Below are 17,300 nucleotides of genomic sequence, written 5' to 3'. Positions count from 1 at the left end.
GTTTTTTCGCGCGATCCCGTATACTATCCTCCAGCGCCTCATCAAAGCTGGATCAGAAGCCCCCTCAGGCTCAGGATCCATTGATTTGGGTAGATATATCTGATTCAGTCTCTTCAAAGAGACTGGAGATGAGCGACCTAGAATGGCTGACGGACGAGCAGGTGGCGCATCTGGAGCCATTTTTCCCAAGGAGTCATGGCAGACTGCGGGTTGATGACCGGCTTACTTTGAGCGGGGAACCGCAATGGGCTGCGCTGGCGGGATGCTCCGCGGGAATATGGGCCGAATAAGACGCTCTACAATCGCTGTAGGGAATGAAAGCGCTGCGGGGATTTTTGTCTGCCTGATAGACCGCCTAGCGGCTGGCAGGGCGGACCATCAGACGATCATGATGGGCGCGACCTACCTGAAGGCACACAGTACGGCCTCGAGCCTGCGGAAAAAAAGGGGGCCCAGGCCGCCTGATCGGGCGGACCAAAGGCGGCATGAACACGAAGCTGCACGCGGTGACAGGCAGAAATGGCCGCCCGATCAGGATCTTCATGACGGCAGGCCAGCTCCGCGATCACACCGGGGCCGCTGCTCTTGTGGATGATCTGCCCGCCGCAAGGTGGCTCTTGGCTGATCGCGGCTTTGATGCCGACTGGTTCAGGGACGGGTTGGAGGATAACGGGATCAAATTCTGCATTCCGGGCCGGCAATCCCGCACGACGCCCGCGAGCTGCGATAGGCGCAAATACCGGCACCGCAATCATATCGAGATTGTGTTCGGCCGGCTCAAGGACTGGAGGCGTATCGCCACACCCTGCGACAGATGTCCGGCCGTCTTCTTCTCAGCCATCTGCCTCGCCGCTATCGTCGTATTCTGGTTAGGAGTCCTGAGCTTAACAGTTAGCGCCTCCGAGACCTCTACAACTCCAGAAAAACCCGGGTATCCCCTCGGTAAGCCTTGATAGGAACTCCTCACCCAACGCGCACCCGTGACCTTTCCAACCATGACGCTTGAGGCTGCTCAGCATAAATGAGAAGCCATACCGCCCTGATCATGCCTTCGCAGATCTTCCAGTAACGTCGGGCCTTCTGGTTGCCAGAGCAGACGTGACCGGGTTTTAGCGCTTGAGGCAATCATGTCTTTCGACACGAACGGGACGAGCCAACCGAAATGAGGCGGCGCCTCCTGATCCGTCAGTTGCTTCACAGGTAGATCCAGCTTTCGCCCGATGGCTTCCGCTATTTCGCGCAATGTAACCCCTTCTTCTGCGCTCGCGTGGTAACGGGCCCCAGCGCTGGCTTCCTCGAGCGCCAACCGATAGAGGTTCGCTGTGTCATCCAGATGGGCTGCGCACCAGCGGTTTACGCCTTCTCCAACATACGCTGAGACCCCGGTTCTGCGTGCCAGATCGATCAGAAACGTGACGAGCCCCTGCTTGTGCGTGTCGTGAATCTGGGCAAGCCGGACCACGGATATATTACAACCACGCGCTATCCCGTCCTGAATGGCACTTTCCGAGATCACGCGAGGATTGGCGTGCTCAGGATTGAAAACATCCTCATCTGCGAGAGCGCCAGGTACGGGCTCGCCGAAAAGGGTTGTGGAGGTGATAATTATAGGTTTGCGGGAGCCCTCATACGTCTCATAAAGGGCTCGGATCACGCGTTCGTCCTTGCGGCAATTCTCGACATAGCGGGAGAAATCATGGTCGAATGCCGTGTGAATCACCGCATCGCAGCGCGCAGCAGCCTCTGTGAGGCCATCGGTGTCCTCGATTGTTCCATGATAGGGTTCGGCTCCGCTTGCCCTCAGGCGAAGGGCACCCGCATCGCTTCGGGTCAGCCCGAGCACGTCATGGCCAGCCGCCAGCAAGGTCGTGACCAGCCTTGATCCGATGAACCCGTTGGCCCCTGTGAGAAAGACTTTCATGGTGGAAATCCTGCGCTTGTTGTTTCCTCACCGTGCGCCGATATCTGATGGTGTTATAGTAGTGACTTTATCGTAGTATAGATCATGACAGGTTCATCTCCTCAGCAGAACAAGCTTGGCGTCTATCTGCGGGATAAACGCGCGCGTCTCGATCCTGCGGCGTTCGGATTTTCCGCGTCGCGTCGCCGCACACCGGGACTGCGCCGTGAGGAGGTGGCTCAATGCGCCAATATCAGCCCAACCTGGTACACATGGCTGGAACAGGGGCGAGGTGGGGCGCCGTCTCAAGATGTTCTGCATCGTCTGGCCAAGGGGATGCTACTGACGGACCCCGAACGCGAGCATCTTTTCATGCTGGCGCTCGGTCATCCTCCCGAGACCCGATATCAAGGCGCGCAGGGCATCACGCCCCGGTTGCAGCGTGTGCTCGACGCGCTCCATCACAGTCCGGCTATCGTCAAAACCCCTCTCTGGGACGTCGTTGCGTGGAATCGTGCTGCGTCTGCCGTGCTGACCGATTACAGCCAGTTGCCGGCAGATCAGAGGAATATCCTCAAGATCGTTTTCTGCACGCCGCACATACGGGATATGCAGATGGACTGGCAAAGTCTTGCAAGATCCGTCGTCGCTGCGTTCAGGGCCGATGCCGTGCGCGCCGGAGCCTCGAACGAGATCGATGAGCTCGTCAGGGAATTGAGTACCCGAAGCGCCGAATTTGCCACTCTGTGGGGTGAAAACGACGTTCAGGTCAATGGTGAGGGGACGAAGCGCCTCATGCATCCCACTCTCGGGCTTATCGAACTTGAATATTCCGGGTTCTCTGTCGAGGGGCGCCCGGACCTCGGCCTCGTAATCTACAACCCTGCCACCGAGAACGATCTCGAGCGTGTCAAAGCGCTCATCAGCAACTTTGAGGCATAATTCGGGGAAATACACCAGTCATGATGCCCGTCAACGCAAGTGGGACACGGGTCGTCGAAGACCCGGCTCATCTTCACCGCAGGGACGCCGATAATCATCGGGCGTTCCCTTCAGCGGGCACCTCTCCGACCGGGGGACCGGCCCCGGAGATACGACGATCGACCGCTGGACGGAGAAACCCCCAGGCCGATGCCCGGCGCTATGCATGTTTTTCTTGCCGACGCACGACGTTACGCTTTCACTTCGTTGCACTACCGGTGCGAAGCCGCTCGATGACCCTATCGAGGAAGACGCGCAGACGATGGGGCACATGACGCCCGGCGGGATAGATTGCTGAGACAGGAGCCGGTTCGCCCTCCCAATCAGGAAGCACCCGAACAAGCGTGCCGTCTGCGAGATCCTGCGCGATATCGATTTCGGACTTGAAGACGAGGCCGAGGCCAAGGCGTGCCCAGTCATGCGCCACATCGCCGCTGTCGGTGTAAAGGCGACCATCAGGACACAGCTTGATCTTCCGCCCATGCGGACCCGCAAGATCCCAGCTCTTCAGATTGCCGAAACGCAGAACTTCATGCCCGGCAATAGCCTCGGGAGTAGTAGGTATCCCGCAGCGTTCCAGATAAGCGGGAGAGGCGGCAATGATGCGACGGCTATCGGTCAGCTTGCGTATCATGAGGCTTGAATCGGCCATGGCTCCAATCCGGATCACCACATCGAGCGATTCATCTACCAGTAGACTGATCCGGTCGCTCAGCAACAGGTCGAGCCGCAACCCTGGCCAACGTGTCATCAACTCGGCGCAGAGCGGTGCAATGACGCGTCTGCCCAAAGCCGCGGGCGCGCCGATGCGCAGTAACCCTCTCGGTTCATGATGCCGTTCTGCAAACCGGGCCTCGATTTCATCGACCTCGTCAAGGATGCCACGTGCGCGTTCGAGCAGGAGCAGTCCTTCCTCGGTCAGCGTTGAACGTCTGGTGGTGCGCAGGAGCAGGGAGACCCCGAGACGCCTCTCGAGGGCCGCCAGTCTCTTGCTCGCGACATTGATCGCGAGCCCCATATCACGTGCGGCTGCGGTGATACTGCCGTGAAGGGCAATCCTGGTGAAGAGACGCAGGTCATTAAGATCGTCGATCATCATTATCTCCCCGATGGAGAATATCATTCTCTCCTTCGGTCGCTACTCCTCTTAGATCGGAAAATACAAATTTACCGTAGAGCCAGAGAGAGGAGATAGCATGGCTGAGTTTCACCCAGTATCGCACATGCCTGCCACACCCATGCTCTCGCGCCGCGGGCTGATGATGGCAGGCGGCGTAGCTGCCGGCGCAGCCTTTGCGGCGTCAAGCACATCGGCAAGCCCCGCTCGGGCCGCAGATGGTGAGAAAGCGTTTTGGCCGGGCGATGCGCGTCTCGCGATCAGCCTGTCACTCATGTACGAGGGCGGTGGGCAGCCGATTTCGGGCGCTGGTGGCGTCATTCCAGAGGCGGTGGCCGCAGGCGTGCCTGACCTCCCGACAAACGCCTTTTTTGCCTATGGCCATTACGAGGGCATTCCGCGGCTTCTGGACCTCATGGACCGGCACGGGATCAAGCTCAGCGCATTCATGATCGGCGATGCCGTCAAGAACGCGCCCGACCTCGCCCGGGAGATTGTCAGGCGTGGGCATGAAGCTGCAGCGCATGGCCGGAGTTGGCAGAACTCGTATCTCCTGCCACCCGATCAGGAAAAGCGTTTCATCGCCAGCAGCGTCGAGACCATTCACCGGATCACCGGGCAACAACCCGTAGGCTGGAACGCCTACTGGATGCGTAATTCCGTTCATATTCTGGAGACGCTCCAGGATCTGGGCTTCGTCTATCACATCGACGAGCCAAGTCATGACGAGCCCTTCATTATCCCCGTGCGCGGACGTGACTTCGTCACTGTTCCCTACACGTTTCATATGAATGACATTGTGTCCTTCCCGTTCCAGGGATGGAACCCGAGCGCGTACGAGCAGGCTCTCAGGGATGAGTTCGACCAGCTCTACGAAGAGGGCGCAACACGTCGACGCATGATGGTGGTCAGTCTGCATGACCGCATTTCCGGTCATGCAGGCCGTGTGCGGGCGCTCGATCGCTTCCTCACCTATGCGCGAAGCAAGCCGGGTGTCTGGTTTGCCCGCAAGGACGATATCGCCCGTCATGCCCTCGCGACCACCGGCCAGACCCCGGTGCTTCAGCGTGGCTCCCCCCTCGAAACAGGACTTCCAGGCCCCCTGGCCTGACCTGGCAGATCAGCAGGAGATTACATAATGACCACCAATACGAACGATGCTCATGCCCTGAAGGGCGCTCGCGTTCTGATAGTCGGCGGCAGCTCGGGGATCGGTCTCGCAACCGCCCTCTCGGCGCAGGCACTTGGGGCTCGTGTCACGATTGCCTCCCGAAGCGCGACGCGGCTCGCATCTGCAATGGAAACGCTTGAGGGGCAGGCCGGGTCGGCCGTTCTGGACACGAGGGACGCTGGGGCCGTGGAAAAATTTTTTACGGGTCAGGAGGAATGGGATCACGTTGTGGTCTCCGCAGCCCAGACGCCCGGCGGCCCAGTACGTGATTTGCCGCTCGATCAGGCGCGCAGCGCCGTTGAGAGCAAGTTCTGGGGCGCCTATCACGTGGCAAGAGCGGCGAAACTGGCCGAAAAAGGCAGTCTCACATTCGTATCGGGTTTTCTGAGCGTACGTCCCTCCGCGTCATCGGTTCTGCAGGGCGGGATCAATGCGGCACTTGAGGGGCTTGCGCGCGGCCTCGCTCTCGAGCTTGCGCCTGCGCGCGTCAACACGGTCTCGCCGGGGCTTATCGACACGCCCCTGTGGCAGGCGATGGACGAGGCGAAGCGTCACGGCATGTTTGAGAGAGTATCGGCCCAATTGCCGGCGCGCCGTATCGGTACTGCACAGGATATCGCCCAGGCGATCATCTTTCTCATGAGCAATGGCTTTGCCACCGGTTCGTCGGTGCGGGTCGATGGTGGCGGGGCGATTGGCTGATCATGCGCTGTTTTCTCATGGCATTTGCGCTCGTCATGACCGTCCCGGTCGTCATGGCAGCGCCTCCCGGCACTCCGGCAAAGATTGGCGGTATTGAAACCCCTGCTGCGCAGGATCCGATAACTGCGAGCGCTACGCTCGAGGCCGCCCGCGCGTTCTACGATTTCTGGAATACCGGAGATCAGGCGATTCTGGACCGCGCCATTGCCCATGATTTCGTGGACCACACGCCCCCGCCGGGACGTGTCGCAGGGCCACGAGGCCCGGCCCTTGCCGCCCGTCAGTTTCTCGGAGCTATTCCCGATCTGCAGGTCACGGTAACCCATATGATCGTCGCTGGGCCCTATGTGACGGTGCATATGCATTTCGATGGGCATTTTACCGGCACGATGAATGGACATCCTGGCCACGGCCAGCCCGTCCATTTCATTGCGACGGACCTTCTGAAGATCGTGAAGGGAAGGATCACGGATAACTGGCATCTGGAGGACAATCTCACGCTCTTGAGCGAGATGGGCCTGGTCAAAGCCGCTCCATGAGCGCGACAACCGCATGCAAAAAATATGAGCCATGCTCTCGTGGGAAAAGGGGCTTCCGCATGAGAGCTTTGGGGAAGGCGCCTTTCCGGCCAGCCTCACCTGAGCGCCTAATGTGACGCGCAAAAGGGGCGAGACTGGCGGATGAGGGGTCGACGCGCGATCCTTGACGTTGGAGAGGACTCTCCGGGCACCCGAGGGGCACGGTCACGCAGTTCTTGCGTACGGCCTTGATCGAGGCATAGGGTGAATGCAAGGACCTGTTTTCGGTTGCGGATCGAACCGGGGTGATGACGATGGCCCGTAAGTTTCGGTCGCGCCTGAATTGATGTCGCGTTGGAAAATCGATGACGCCTGGCCATACGACCCGCCCGTTGCGACGTTACGCCATGGCGAATGATCGCAGCAACCCGGCACGGACTGGCCGATTTCACTCATCCTGAGGTAAGCGATGCACCCGGAATTCTATGTTCTCGCAGGTTTAATCCTTCTTGCCCTCATCAACATCTTCTGGGCAGGAGCCGCCAAGACGCGGCAATACGGTACGAAGTGGAACATGGGCGCGCGCGACGGCGAGATGCCGCCCCTCGCTCCGTTTCCAGCGCGCCTCTCACGGGCTCAGTCGAACCTCTTTGAGACATTGCCCCTTTTCGTGACCGCCATGCTTGGCGCGCTCGTAGCCGGTCATCAGGGATGGAAGACCGAGTGGGGAGGCTATATCTATCTTGCCGCTCGCATCCTCTACCTGCCGCTTTATGCCGCCGGTGTACCAGTGGTCCGGACGCTTGTTTTCATGGTTTCGCTCGCCGGGCTGCTCCTGACAAGCTGGGCCCTCGTATCGGGATGAGGCTGTGCGGCAAGTTGACAGCTTTCAAGGCTGCACGCGGGGATTCAAGCTCGGTCGTTCGGTCGGTTGTCTCCGACAGCGACAAACGTTGCAGCCAGACTGCGATAGCGGTGAAGGACGCCTCGGCGGTTTTCAAAGGTAATCCAGCGCAGTGTTTCAAGTTTGCGTTGATTAGCTTGGCGGTACTCGCCGCCTCGAACAGGCCCTGCAACGCCGAGCCCTACATCCCAGCTTTTCATCCCGGTGCCATGACGGACCGCCCCTTGGGCATGCCGGGTCAGGTCCTTGTCCTCGGGTCGCCGCATCTCTCCACCTTGCCTCAATCCTTCCATCCGGAGATGCTGGAGCCTCTGTTAACGCGGCTCGCGCACTGGCATCCTGACGCGATCGCTACCGAGACCAGTCCCGGTCTTCTTTGCGAGGCGATGCGTCACGAATTGGAGCGCCAGGCCGATGCCGTGGCGCATTACTGTCCTGACCCGGTCCTTGCAGGGAAGGCCGCAGGGCTCGATGTGATCGCGGCGACACGAGCGATAGATCGTGTTCTGGCTTCGTGGCCGCGCGAGCCTAATGCATCCCAGCGACGTCATCTTGCACTGCTTTTTCTTGCGGCAGGGGAGCCTGGCTCGGCGCTTGTGCAGTGGTTTCAACTACCTCGCAACGAGCAGGTTGCGCTGGACGGCCTTACCCAAGCGCTCGTCAGCCAGTTGAATGGCCTTGCCTCGCGCAGGAATGAGACCGGACTGCTCGCAGCCCGTCTTGCGGCACGAGAAGGGCTGGAGCGATTATGGAGTATCGACGACCAGCGGGACCTCGTGATCCCTATGGATGACAAAGCCTATGGGGCTGCGCTTCAACATGCCTGGGATAATCCGGCAACGAGAGTGCGCATGGACCAAGACAAGAAGTTGTACGCTGCGCTCGATACGCCCGACGGATTGCTCAATGTCTATCGTGCGTATAACCGGCCGGATTATGGGAAGATCGCCTATCAGTCTGACTGGGGCGCGGCGCTGAAGGACCCTTCACCCGAGGGCTATGGGCGCCACTATGTGGGTTATTGGGAGACGCGCAACCTGCGGATGGTCGCCAATATGCGCGAAGTACTGGCTCGTAAACCGGGGATGCGTCTTCTGGTTATCGTCGGCGCGTCGCACAAAGCCTATGATGAAGCCTATCTGAGTCAGATGCGCGATGTCGAACTGGTCGATGCAGAGACCGTCCTGCAATGACGATACCCGCCTGATGCCTGACACATTCTGCATGGGTCACGGTGTATGGTCGACGCCGTTGTTGAAGCGCCTCACCATTCGAAGCCAATTTGTGCTCGAGAAGTCGCCTGGCAGTGCTGGCGTGACCCCGCGGGCTGGGACCGCACGCAAGACTGGTATCGTCGTTTTGACGTAACGTGCTCTGATCATACGGTTCCAGGCCTAATTCATACGATCTTGCTACGAAATTTCGCGTTTTGCCGCGTAGAGCGGTCGGGCGATGATGAGCAGGGCAACGCCAGCAGCCATGATCGCAGTGTGGAGCAGCCAGAAACGCGTCGATCCCCACCCCGGCAGATTTTGGCCTATCTGCCCTGCCATGATGTCCGCAAGACGCCCTACCAGCGCATAGGCGGCTGCGGCCATGCTCTTGGCGCTGTCGGGTGCCATCCGGATGAAAAGGGCCAGGCTGATCGGCATGATCGTCGCCATGGCCAGATCGTTGATGAAGTGAAAGATCAGCCCCCATGGCATGCCGATTTGCCCGTATCCTGTATGCAGCACAGAGGCATAAGCCAAGACGAGCGGCGCCAGCAGTCCGAGCACGCCAAAACTGACAATCTGGCCCCATTCACTCGGGGCGCCGCGACGTTTCGTGTAGAAGCGCCAAAACGCAATCGCCATGATCTGGGTGATGAAGCTGACTCCCGCGTCGAGCGACATGAGCCAGCTTGCCGGGAACACCCAGCCGAAGAGATGGCGATCATAATGCTGCTCGCCCCAGATGAGATAGGTGTCATAAATTTGCTCGTTACAGACAAAAATCATGGCGAGCATGGGGATCAGGAGAGCAATACGCCCCCCGATCCTGAGCATGGTATGGAGAAGGTATGCCCTGACTTGCGTCCCTGCGGAAACACGCCCTCCTGCTTGAGGAGAAGTCGCGGTGGGCGAGGGCAAATGGCGCCACCCCAGAAAATAGATGACCGTTCCCGTCAGCATGACGCTGCCTGCCGCAGCAAACCCGTAATGCCAGCCATAGCGCGCAGCCAGCCAACCGCAAAAGGTCGGGCCTATGATGACTGCCGCTTCCTGCACCAGCGACATGAGCTGATAGGCGTCGGGACGGCGAGGATCGTCGTCGCTGTACAGATCTCCCACCTGGGCAAACAGGTTCACGGCGAGCGAGAGACCGAGGACGAAGCAGGGAAGGGCGAGAATGAAGCTCGTGCCGAATGACCAGAAAACAGGCGCGAGAGTCAGGAAAACAAGGCCTGTTAACGCGCCCCGACGCCGACCGAGATAACGGTCGGATAAAAAGCCGCCGAGAATCTGGGTGGGGATCATGCACAGTGCCAGCAACCCGATCGTGGTTGAGGCCAAAGCCTGCGGATTGCTGGTCTGGGCCTCCCATGACAGCAGGTGCCGCAGGACATTGACCCCGGGAAAGGCAGCCTCCGCGGGCGCGGTATAAACGACGTGAGCAAGATAGAGCACCAGGATCGCCTGAGTGCTGTAGCGGGAGAAATACCAGGCACCCTGGGCAGCGGCGATGAAATACAGGCCCGCAGGATGCGCCCTGGACCGGCGTGATGCGGTATCAATCATGCAGCAGCACTTTCATTGGGCATTGCATGCCGCCCATCCGTTAATAGTGACGTTTTGAACTCCCGCGCTGCGTAGATAGCGAAGGTGCGGAGCAGGGCGCGGCCGTCGCTAAGTCCAAACCGGGAAACAAACAGGCGGACCGACAAGGGAGCCAAGTATCTCGCGTACGGGTCGGATCCGTTTATCATTTCGTTTTCAGAACAGCATGAAAGTGCTCTTGATGACAATGCTCAGAGGCAGGAATCCCCCCGCGTAGAACTCAATGTCCACTTGGCGATGACGCGAGAGGAGAGCGCGGCAGGTATTCTAGTGAGGGTCGAAGCGTAGGAGATGGAAAACGGTAAGCAGGTGGTGGGCAAAGGGCATCGCACAAAAACCCTCGAAAACGCGCCGAAGCATAAGGGCGAAGCAACGCTTGAACCTCATGTATGTCGCGAGGGAGAGCGGACAACGCACTATACCCACCAGAGCGTCGAGAAGAAGGCGGTCGAGCTCCCGCTGACGGGTACTTCTGAATGCTGAGCTTTTCCCTCTTGGGGTCGCACCCAGGGCGAACCCTCGGGCGTTATTGATAATGGCCGAGCCATTTCATCAGACACTCTATCCCGCCGAATGGATGAAAGTGCAGGCTGACGGCACCGTGCGCGCTGCCAAGCCCCTCTGCCAGATCATCGATCAGCCTGTCCGGTCCTGTTGTCCCGAGAAGCTTGCCCATGGCAATTCCGTACTGCGCGAGCACAGAGGTCGAAGCTTCGACGCCGCAGGCTGCGGCGAAGCGTATCAGAGAGCCTATCGTGGCCGGTCCGGGGACGCCCACGCGAACGGGGCAAGTAATGCCGCGTTCTCTGAGAGCCGCAAGCCACGTCAGAACCGCCCGAGAGTCGAAGCAGAACTGTGTGATGATCTCGGGTGACATGCCCCGCTCAGTGATATCCCGGCATTTTGCTTCGAGCGACTGCCAGGCCTCTGCGGCTGTCATGTGTCTGTGGCCTTCCGGATAGCCGCCGATCGCGAGTTTCCGGATACCGGCCCGCTCGAACACGCCGGTGCCAATCAAAGAAAGGCTGTTTTGGAAGGGGCCTGAGACCAAAGCCGGATCACCGGCTATGACAAAACAGGCATCGATCTGTGTTTGGGTGACCAGGTGATGCAGAGCCACCGTGATCTCCTTAGTGGAGGAAACGCGACGTGCCGCAAAATGGGGCACAGGATTGATGCCGAGACTGTGCAGTTTTTGTGCCGTTGCAAGACGTGATTCATCGTCGGTCGTCGAAAGATGGGGGATCATCGCATCGAGCCCCTCTGGCAAAACTGCCTCGAAGCCGCGTGCCGCCGTTCCGTTTCCCGCCATGGCGCGCGGCATGACCTCTATCGAGTAGCCGTGCAGGAGGTTGCGTGCGGCCTGTTTCCCGATGTTTCGTGGCTTCATCGCTTTCTCACAGTTTTCATGTCCCCTGAGCGCCATTATCAACCGTACTCACGGCGTACGTCAGGCAGCAACGCGACCAGAGATCTAAGCATGATGCGGGAACGGCAGGATTCCGGGGTTATGCCGCAGCGCATACTCGTGATCCGTGAGGTTGAAACGAACTTTTGCTAGGACCGGCTCACCCTTTTCTGTGGCAAGGGTGGTATCTGCTCCCACGAGTAGCGGTACTCCTTCATTTTCCCGGAACGGTCTTTTCAGAGTGTTGTCAGGATGACCCGCGAAATACAGGACATGAGCGCTCGTTTCTTAGGCCGTCATTCTTACCGTGACCACTCTTGCGCAGCATGGCCTCTCAAGACAGGACGCTCGCCTCCTCATAGCTGCCACGGCGTGTGAGGGAACGGATGAAGACTGCAATCAAGGTCCCTCTCACCACTGCTTGGCCCTCGCCGACAGGGCGGATTGTCCCAACCGGCGCCCCAATCGAGAACCGCCCGCAACATTTCCGTAGATCACCTGGCTCTGTGGAACGAGCGGGCTGACAACCGGACAGGAGAAGCTCCAAAGGACCGCATCACGAGCCCTGCCGGAGACGGGGCCGGCGCGCGGTGTGACAGTACGGATCCCGCAGTCATGAGGGCTGCCACACAAGGTTCCTTCCCGATCGGGACGCGTCAGGCGCAGACCAGTTCCTTGCGGACGATCTCTGCGCCAGCAGCGAGCGCCTGCAGCTTGCCTCTGGCCACATTGCGCGAGAGCGGGGCCATGCCGCAATTGGTACATGGGCAGAGATTTTCTGCGTCGACGTATTGCAGAGCCTTGCGCAACGTGGCGGCAACCTCTTCGGGTGTTTCGATGCGGTTGCTGGCAACGTCAATGGCCCCGACCATGACCTTCTTCCCGCGCAGGAGCTCGATCAATTCCATCGGCACATGCGAGTTCTGACATTCCAGCGATACGAGATCGATATTGGAAGCCTGGAGCTTTGGGAAGGTACGCTCGTACTGGCGCCATTCGCGGCCAAGCGTCTTTTTCCAGTCGGTATTGGCCTTGATACCATAGCCGTAGCAGATATGGACCGCCGTCTGGCATTTCAGCCCTTCGATCGCGCGTTCCAGCGTCGCGATGCCCCAGTCATTGACTTCATCGAAAAATACGTTGAACGCGGGTTCGTCGAACTGGATGATATCCACGCCCGCCTGTTCCAGCTCCTTTGCCTCGGCATTGAGGATCGCCGCAAACTCCCAAGCCAGTTTCTCACGACTCTTGTAATGGGCGTCGTACAGCGTATCGATCATGGTCATTGGCCCGGGGAGGGCCCATTTGATCGGCGCCTTGGTCTGCTGGCGCAGAAATTTGGCGTCCTCGACGAAAACCGGCTTTTCGCGCGACACGGCACTCACGACGGTCGGGACACTCGCCTCATACCGGTTGCGGATCGTGACCGTCTCGCGCTTCGCGAAATCGACACCGGCAAGGTGTTCGATGAAAGTTGTGACAAAATGCTGTCGTGTCTGCTCGCCATCGCTCACGATATCGACGCCGGCGACCTGCTGCTCGAGCAGAGAGACGCGCAAGGCATCCTGCTTTGCCTCCACGAGAGCTTCTCCCTCCATCTTCCAGGGGGACCATAGTTTTTCGGGTTCGGCGAGCCAGGAGGGTTTAGGCAGGCTGCCAGCGGTGGCCGTGGGGAGGAGCTTGGTCATGTGATCTTGCTTTCGGTCTTTCAGGTACAGGGTCAGGCAGCGTTTCGGGTCGACCACCGCTTGAGAAGGTCCTGATGCGGCGCAATGAAGTGCTCAGCTGCAAATTGGCCCTGCTCGACAGCAAGGCGCGTGCGCTCCTCGCGGTCATAGACAACGCGGGTATTCGAGTAGTCGCTCTGGCGCAGGCTTGGTTTGTAGCGCCCAGCGGCAGCGGAATTCGCGTTGTAGATTTCCGGACGATAGATGCGCTGGAATGTCTCCATCGTGCTGATGGTGCTGATGAGTTCGAGTGGCGTATAATCGTTCAGCAGATCGCCGAAAAAGTAGAATGCGAGGGGTGCGACGCATCCTGACGGCATGAAATAGCGCACCTGCATGCCCATCTTTCCGAAATAGCTTTCCGTTAAAGAGGTCTCATTGGGTGTGTATTCCACACCCAGGACCGGGTGCTGATTGGCTGTGCGCGTATATATCTTGTTCTCCGACACGCTCAGACAGATGACAGGTCGCTTCGAGAAGTGGTTCCTATAGGTATCGGAGGCGATGAAGGCCTGGAAAATCTGGCCATGGAGCACGCCGAAATCGTCAGGCACGGAGAACCCGTCACGGCCACGGTTATGTTCCGGCAGGAGAACGCTGAAATCATAGTCGCGCACATAGGACGAGAAATTATTGCCAACGATGCCCTCAAGGCGTCTGGCTGTGGTGCGGTCGTTGATCGTGGTTTTGAGAAGTTCGATTGCCGGGAAGCTCTCTCCCGCGCCCACGATATCCAGCTCGATCGAGACGATATCGAGCTCAACCGCGTATCGATGCCCCTCCGGATTATCCCAGCACGCGAGATCGTTGAATCGTCGATCGATCATGCTCAGGGCGGCGCGCAAATTGCTCTGACGGGCCTCGCCACGGGCGAGATTGGCAAAATTCGTTGTCAGACGCGTGCCCGAAGTTGGGGCATAATCCTCATCGAAACGGAGCGTCTTTATCGTGAAACTGAAATCTCTGGACATGATGGGCGGGTACCCCTGCTGGATCCTGTATTCCGCGCCACGAAATTTTTGCCGCCGCGCGGTGCGAGCGAGGCATCCTTATCGAAGAACCAACATCATGAACACAAATGATTTGATCTTATTTAAACATGAATTACATGCATGTTTATCCATCGCTGAAGCCTAGAGGATGGACCTGAGGTTACGTGTCGCTCTCAGAATGAGCCCGACAAGGGCGCAAACGCGCCTACGACCCACCTCGTTGGGCCATCACACAGTTTCTCGCAGCCTGCAGATGCGGTTCCCATGCGATGATAGGGTTTTGATCTCGGTCTAGCTTGAGCCACCACACCTGCGGCGGGTTTTCACAGTACGACACTGGTGTGAACAGGCGCGTCTGGAGGAAACATCGCCCAGAGCCCCACACCGTCATCGTCCCGATTACATACGAATGTCTGGATGGGCCGCGACGATACCCTGACGGTAGACTGCTCACGTTTTCAAAAGCGCGAGCCGAGAAGCTCGTGCATGAACCTGACCAGCATCCTGCCCAAGTTTCGTATCGCGCGGTTTAAATTCCGGTCCATACCGAGAGCTCCTTTTGCGTAAGGCCAGAAACGTTCGACCCGGTAGCGAGTTCAAGTACAGGCCGTACCGAACCGGGGCCTACTTCAAGGGAATAGGCCTCCGCTCGGTAGCTTGCTGAAAAGACCATTCATGCATGAGGTATAGCTCCTTAGAGTAGAAGCACGCTCGGTATACGTGGCTGGGTAAGCGCCGAGCGTTATCCGGCCAGATGATTTGTTGAGGCAACTCGCTGTCGTCTTCTCGCAGGTGCGCCGTGGCTTCAACGCTTATGCTCGGTGAAGTCAGGCGCAGCGGGTCGGGTAGCGTGGCACGCAGGTCCAGATGCCTCAGTAGGGTACCCAGTGGGTGGTGCAGGATGTCAGCAGCTGTCTCCGACCGCCGTTCCGATCCGGCGTTGAAATGGGGAAGCCCCGCTTTTCTCTTAGAGCGATAGCCTTGCAAGCATGCCACCGCGCTTGAGAAGCGTCTCATGACCCTTGCGGCTACCGTGACAAGCTGGCTGCGGGGCCGTTTCCTATGCCCATGCCAAGGGGGCAATGAAGGTTTCGCGCGCAGCAAAGGCGGGTATTTCGCGGTGCGATATGTTATGGGGCGGTTCATGGCAATCCCCATTCTCCCCGGCCTGTCTCTTGCCGACAATGAACTTGAGATCAGCTATATTCTGGCGTCGGGGCCCGGCGGCCAGAGCGTCAACAAGGTTGCGACCGCAGCGCAGCTACGTTTCGATGCCGCGCGTTCCGCGTCCCTGCCTGAACGGGTGCGCCTGCGATTGCTGGAAATTGCTGGGAGCCGGGCGACGCGAGATGGCATGGTCGTCATCACTGCCAGGCGCTTCCGCACGCAGATCCGCAATCGCGAGGACGCAATCGAACGTCTGATCACAATGATCCGCGAAGCCGCCCACCGTCAGGCGTTCCGGGTTCCCACGCGCCCGGGGCGAGCGGCCCGCGCGCGCCGGATGGATGGCAAATCCCATCGCGCGGGGATCAAGCGCGGGCGGGCTGCGCCTCGCGAGGACTGAGACCCGCGGCCGAATTCGCGAAAGCATCCAGTTTTTGAATACACGCGCTAAAAAGTAATCAGACTGCTGTCCATACAATCCTGCCGATGCGGTCGATGATAGCGGCAGGAACTCTGCAATCTGGTGTAAGAAGCGTGGATCATATCCCTCACAGGACTGCTCGCTCAACGCATCCACTCTGTGCCGCCCTCAAGGAGAGTCGGATTAAATGTACGATCATCCTTCCGCCTCACAGATGCAGAGGATTGTCTCGAACGTGTATCATTGATTTCGAGGGCAGGTCTTGAGAGCAACTGCGCTTATCGTTTCGGGACCGACATCCACTGTTTGACGGAAAATTCTTGCGGCACGCGACCTGAACCAGAGGGCTACCCTTAAAAAAACCGATAGGCAAAACTGTCTGGTTCTGCTGACGAAATCGCGTGCTTAAAATTCCTCCGAGCCTACCTGCACGATAAGGCCATGATTCGATATTTTGCGCCGACCAAATCCACCTTCGTAAAAAGGAAGAACGGAGAGAAAAAGCTCAAGTAAGCCCACCAATTCTTGCTAATCTGCAACCTCATCTCGCTGCGCATTGTCGCCCGACCTGACCCGATCATCAGACTATGAGAGGCGTCGACGGCTAGCCTTTGCGCGTTGCTTTGCCCAGTCCTCGACAGTCAATAATGCCGGGTTCTCACGCCGCAGAACGGAGACATCAGCCTTGAACCCGTCTCGGGCGATCCACTCGAACATCAGACGAAAGTCTTTGGGCAGGCGCGCTCGCATGACAGAGGGGATCGTAAAGCCGCGGGCAGGGCGGATACCTGTCCGCCTGAGAGACGACGCTGCGGAGCGGCACGTCACACTATCGCCTGCAAGCTCCATGGCCCGACCAAGGTACTCATCGGGTTTCTCGAACGCCTCTGCAGCGAACCAGGCGACATCCTGCACCGAGACAAGCTGCATGGCCTGATCCGGCCCCAGATAGGTCTTCATCATGGACAGCATAGTGATCCGAAAGATCAGGCTCGAAAAGTTTTCCATAAAGGCCGCTGGACGCAGAACCGTAGCCGGCAAGTTCAGTGACGCAATGTGCTGCTCAATCGCCCATTTGCTCTCGAAATGGGGAACGCCGCTCCGTCGCTCAACCCCGCCTGCGGAGCACTGCACGAAGTGCCGCACGCCACTCTTCTTGGCGAGGCTGGCGAGCGTTTTCCCCTGTCGCTCCTCACCGGCTGGACCGATCTTCATGGGCGACTGGACAGATAAAACGCCTTCTGCCCCGTCAAGCGCCAATCGCAGGGAATGTTCATCGTCCAGATCACCATGGGCGAGCTCAACCCCGTGCTTTGCCAGAGCGACTGCTTTTGGCGTCTGCGGGCTCCGGACGAGCGCGCGCATGTGCCAATGCCCTCGACGTTGCATCTCTCGGATCGTGGCTCCGCCTTGTTGTCCGGTCGCGCCCGTAATCAGAATGACTGGTTTTGACATCTCGGCCCCCTTACTGAA

At 58.9% G+C, this 17,300-nt stretch carries 14 protein-coding genes and 1 pseudogene; 8 read left to right on the top strand and 7 right to left on the bottom strand.

The genetic code is table 11. The features are described from left to right. Nucleotides 1-128: 128 nt before the first annotated feature. A pseudogene (locus AA0535_RS11810) lies at nt 129-872 on the top strand (IS5 family transposase); the annotation flags it as partial. A 140-nt stretch (nt 873-1,012) separates the two neighbouring features. Here AA0535_RS11810 and AA0535_RS11805 read toward each other — a convergent pair. Beyond that, nucleotides 1,013-1,921: an SDR family oxidoreductase gene (locus tag AA0535_RS11805; protein ID WP_264816511.1), complete on the bottom strand. Its 909-nt coding sequence runs from the start codon at nt 1,919-1,921 to the stop codon at nt 1,013-1,015. 84 nt (nt 1,922-2,005) lie between these two features. Between AA0535_RS11805 and AA0535_RS11800 the strand changes: the two genes are divergently transcribed. Further along, nucleotides 2,006-2,842, top strand: coding sequence for a helix-turn-helix transcriptional regulator (locus tag AA0535_RS11800; protein ID WP_264816509.1), 837 nt, complete (start codon nt 2,006-2,008; stop codon nt 2,840-2,842). 238 nt (nt 2,843-3,080) lie between these two features. Here the strand turns inward: AA0535_RS11800 and AA0535_RS11795 are convergent, their stop codons facing one another. Then, complete coding sequence (locus tag AA0535_RS11795; RefSeq protein WP_264816507.1) at nt 3,081-3,977, bottom strand: LysR family transcriptional regulator; 897 nt, start codon at nt 3,975-3,977, stop codon at nt 3,081-3,083. Between the two features lie 100 nt (nt 3,978-4,077). Between AA0535_RS11795 and AA0535_RS11790 the strand changes: the two genes are divergently transcribed. The 5 genes from AA0535_RS11790 (at nt 4,078) to AA0535_RS11770 (ending at nt 8,486) form a co-directional block, all read left to right on the top strand. Further along, nucleotides 4,078-5,109, top strand: coding sequence for a polysaccharide deacetylase family protein (locus tag AA0535_RS11790; RefSeq protein WP_264816504.1), 1,032 nt, complete (start codon nt 4,078-4,080; stop codon nt 5,107-5,109). A gap of 27 nt (nt 5,110-5,136) precedes the next feature. Then, entirely contained in the window at nt 5,137-5,871 is a 735-nt protein-coding gene (locus AA0535_RS11785) for an SDR family oxidoreductase (RefSeq protein WP_264816502.1), read from the top strand. A gap of 2 nt (nt 5,872-5,873) precedes the next feature. Continuing rightward, nucleotides 5,874-6,410 (top strand): ester cyclase, encoded by a 537-nt coding sequence (locus tag AA0535_RS11780; protein ID WP_264816500.1) that lies wholly within the window; start codon nt 5,874-5,876, stop codon nt 6,408-6,410. A 448-nt stretch (nt 6,411-6,858) separates the two neighbouring features. Beyond that, nucleotides 6,859-7,254 carry an MAPEG family protein gene (locus AA0535_RS11775; protein WP_264816498.1) on the top strand — a complete coding sequence of 132 codons (396 nt, stop codon included), beginning with the start codon at nt 6,859-6,861 and terminating at the stop codon, nt 7,252-7,254. A gap of 176 nt (nt 7,255-7,430) precedes the next feature. Beyond that, entirely contained in the window at nt 7,431-8,486 is a 1,056-nt protein-coding gene (locus AA0535_RS11770) for a DUF5694 domain-containing protein (RefSeq protein WP_264816496.1), read from the top strand. A gap of 219 nt (nt 8,487-8,705) precedes the next feature. Here AA0535_RS11770 and AA0535_RS11765 read toward each other — a convergent pair whose 3' ends face one another. The 4 genes from AA0535_RS11765 to AA0535_RS11750 all read right to left on the bottom strand — a co-directional run bounded on the left by AA0535_RS11765 (nt 8,706) and on the right by AA0535_RS11750 (nt 14,218). Then, nucleotides 8,706-10,073 (bottom strand): MFS transporter, encoded by a 1,368-nt coding sequence (locus AA0535_RS11765; protein WP_264816494.1) that lies wholly within the window; start codon nt 10,071-10,073, stop codon nt 8,706-8,708. A 565-nt stretch (nt 10,074-10,638) separates the two neighbouring features. Continuing rightward, nucleotides 10,639-11,502 carry a methylenetetrahydrofolate reductase gene (locus AA0535_RS11760; protein ID WP_264816491.1) on the bottom strand — a complete coding sequence of 288 codons (864 nt, stop codon included), beginning with the start codon at nt 11,500-11,502 and terminating at the stop codon, nt 10,639-10,641. 674 nt (nt 11,503-12,176) lie between these two features. Further along, nucleotides 12,177-13,208, bottom strand: coding sequence for a methionine synthase (locus AA0535_RS11755; RefSeq protein ID WP_264816489.1), 1,032 nt, complete (start codon nt 13,206-13,208; stop codon nt 12,177-12,179). Between the two features lie 32 nt (nt 13,209-13,240). Continuing rightward, entirely contained in the window at nt 13,241-14,218 is a 978-nt protein-coding gene (locus AA0535_RS11750) for a DUF1852 domain-containing protein (protein ID WP_264816486.1), read from the bottom strand. 1,165 nt (nt 14,219-15,383) lie between these two features. Between AA0535_RS11750 and arfB the strand changes: the two genes are divergently transcribed. Continuing rightward, on the top strand, nt 15,384-15,806 hold the full coding sequence (gene arfB / locus AA0535_RS11745) for an alternative ribosome rescue aminoacyl-tRNA hydrolase ArfB (protein ID WP_264816484.1): 423 nt from the start codon (nt 15,384-15,386) through the stop codon (nt 15,804-15,806). Between the two features lie 606 nt (nt 15,807-16,412). Here the strand turns inward: arfB and AA0535_RS11740 are convergent. Further along, nucleotides 16,413-17,282 carry an NmrA/HSCARG family protein gene (locus tag AA0535_RS11740; RefSeq protein WP_264816482.1) on the bottom strand — a complete coding sequence of 290 codons (870 nt, stop codon included), beginning with the start codon at nt 17,280-17,282 and terminating at the stop codon, nt 16,413-16,415. Between the last annotated feature and the right edge of the window lie 18 nt (nt 17,283-17,300).

The organism is Asaia krungthepensis NRIC 0535, from assembly GCF_025995175.1.
GTDB lineage: Bacteria > Pseudomonadota > Alphaproteobacteria > Acetobacterales > Acetobacteraceae > Asaia > Asaia krungthepensis.
Note: the sequence above shows the minus strand (reverse complement) of the source record. Positions and strands in the feature narration are given on the sequence as shown.

Coding starts and splice junctions, on each gene's coding strand:
- AA0535_RS11805 (WP_264816511.1), bottom strand. CDS start 1,921: ATGAAAGTCTTTCTCACAGGGGCCAACGGGTTCATCGGATCAAGGCTG.
- AA0535_RS11800 (WP_264816509.1), top strand. CDS start 2,006: ATGACAGGTTCATCTCCTCAGCAGAACAAGCTTGGCGTCTATCTGCGG.
- AA0535_RS11795 (WP_264816507.1), bottom strand. CDS start 3,977: ATGATCGACGATCTTAATGACCTGCGTCTCTTCACCAGGATTGCCCTT.
- AA0535_RS11790 (WP_264816504.1), top strand. CDS start 4,078: ATGGCTGAGTTTCACCCAGTATCGCACATGCCTGCCACACCCATGCTC.
- AA0535_RS11785 (WP_264816502.1), top strand. CDS start 5,137: ATGACCACCAATACGAACGATGCTCATGCCCTGAAGGGCGCTCGCGTT.
- AA0535_RS11780 (WP_264816500.1), top strand. CDS start 5,874: ATGCGCTGTTTTCTCATGGCATTTGCGCTCGTCATGACCGTCCCGGTC.
- AA0535_RS11775 (WP_264816498.1), top strand. CDS start 6,859: ATGCACCCGGAATTCTATGTTCTCGCAGGTTTAATCCTTCTTGCCCTC.
- AA0535_RS11765 (WP_264816494.1), bottom strand. CDS start 10,073: ATGATTGATACCGCATCACGCCGGTCCAGGGCGCATCCTGCGGGCCTG.
- AA0535_RS11760 (WP_264816491.1), bottom strand. CDS start 11,502: ATGAAGCCACGAAACATCGGGAAACAGGCCGCACGCAACCTCCTGCAC.
- AA0535_RS11755 (WP_264816489.1), bottom strand. CDS start 13,208: ATGACCAAGCTCCTCCCCACGGCCACCGCTGGCAGCCTGCCTAAACCC.
- AA0535_RS11750 (WP_264816486.1), bottom strand. CDS start 14,218: ATGTCCAGAGATTTCAGTTTCACGATAAAGACGCTCCGTTTCGATGAG.
- arfB (WP_264816484.1), top strand. CDS start 15,384: ATGGCAATCCCCATTCTCCCCGGCCTGTCTCTTGCCGACAATGAACTT.
- AA0535_RS11740 (WP_264816482.1), bottom strand. CDS start 17,282: ATGTCAAAACCAGTCATTCTGATTACGGGCGCGACCGGACAACAAGGC.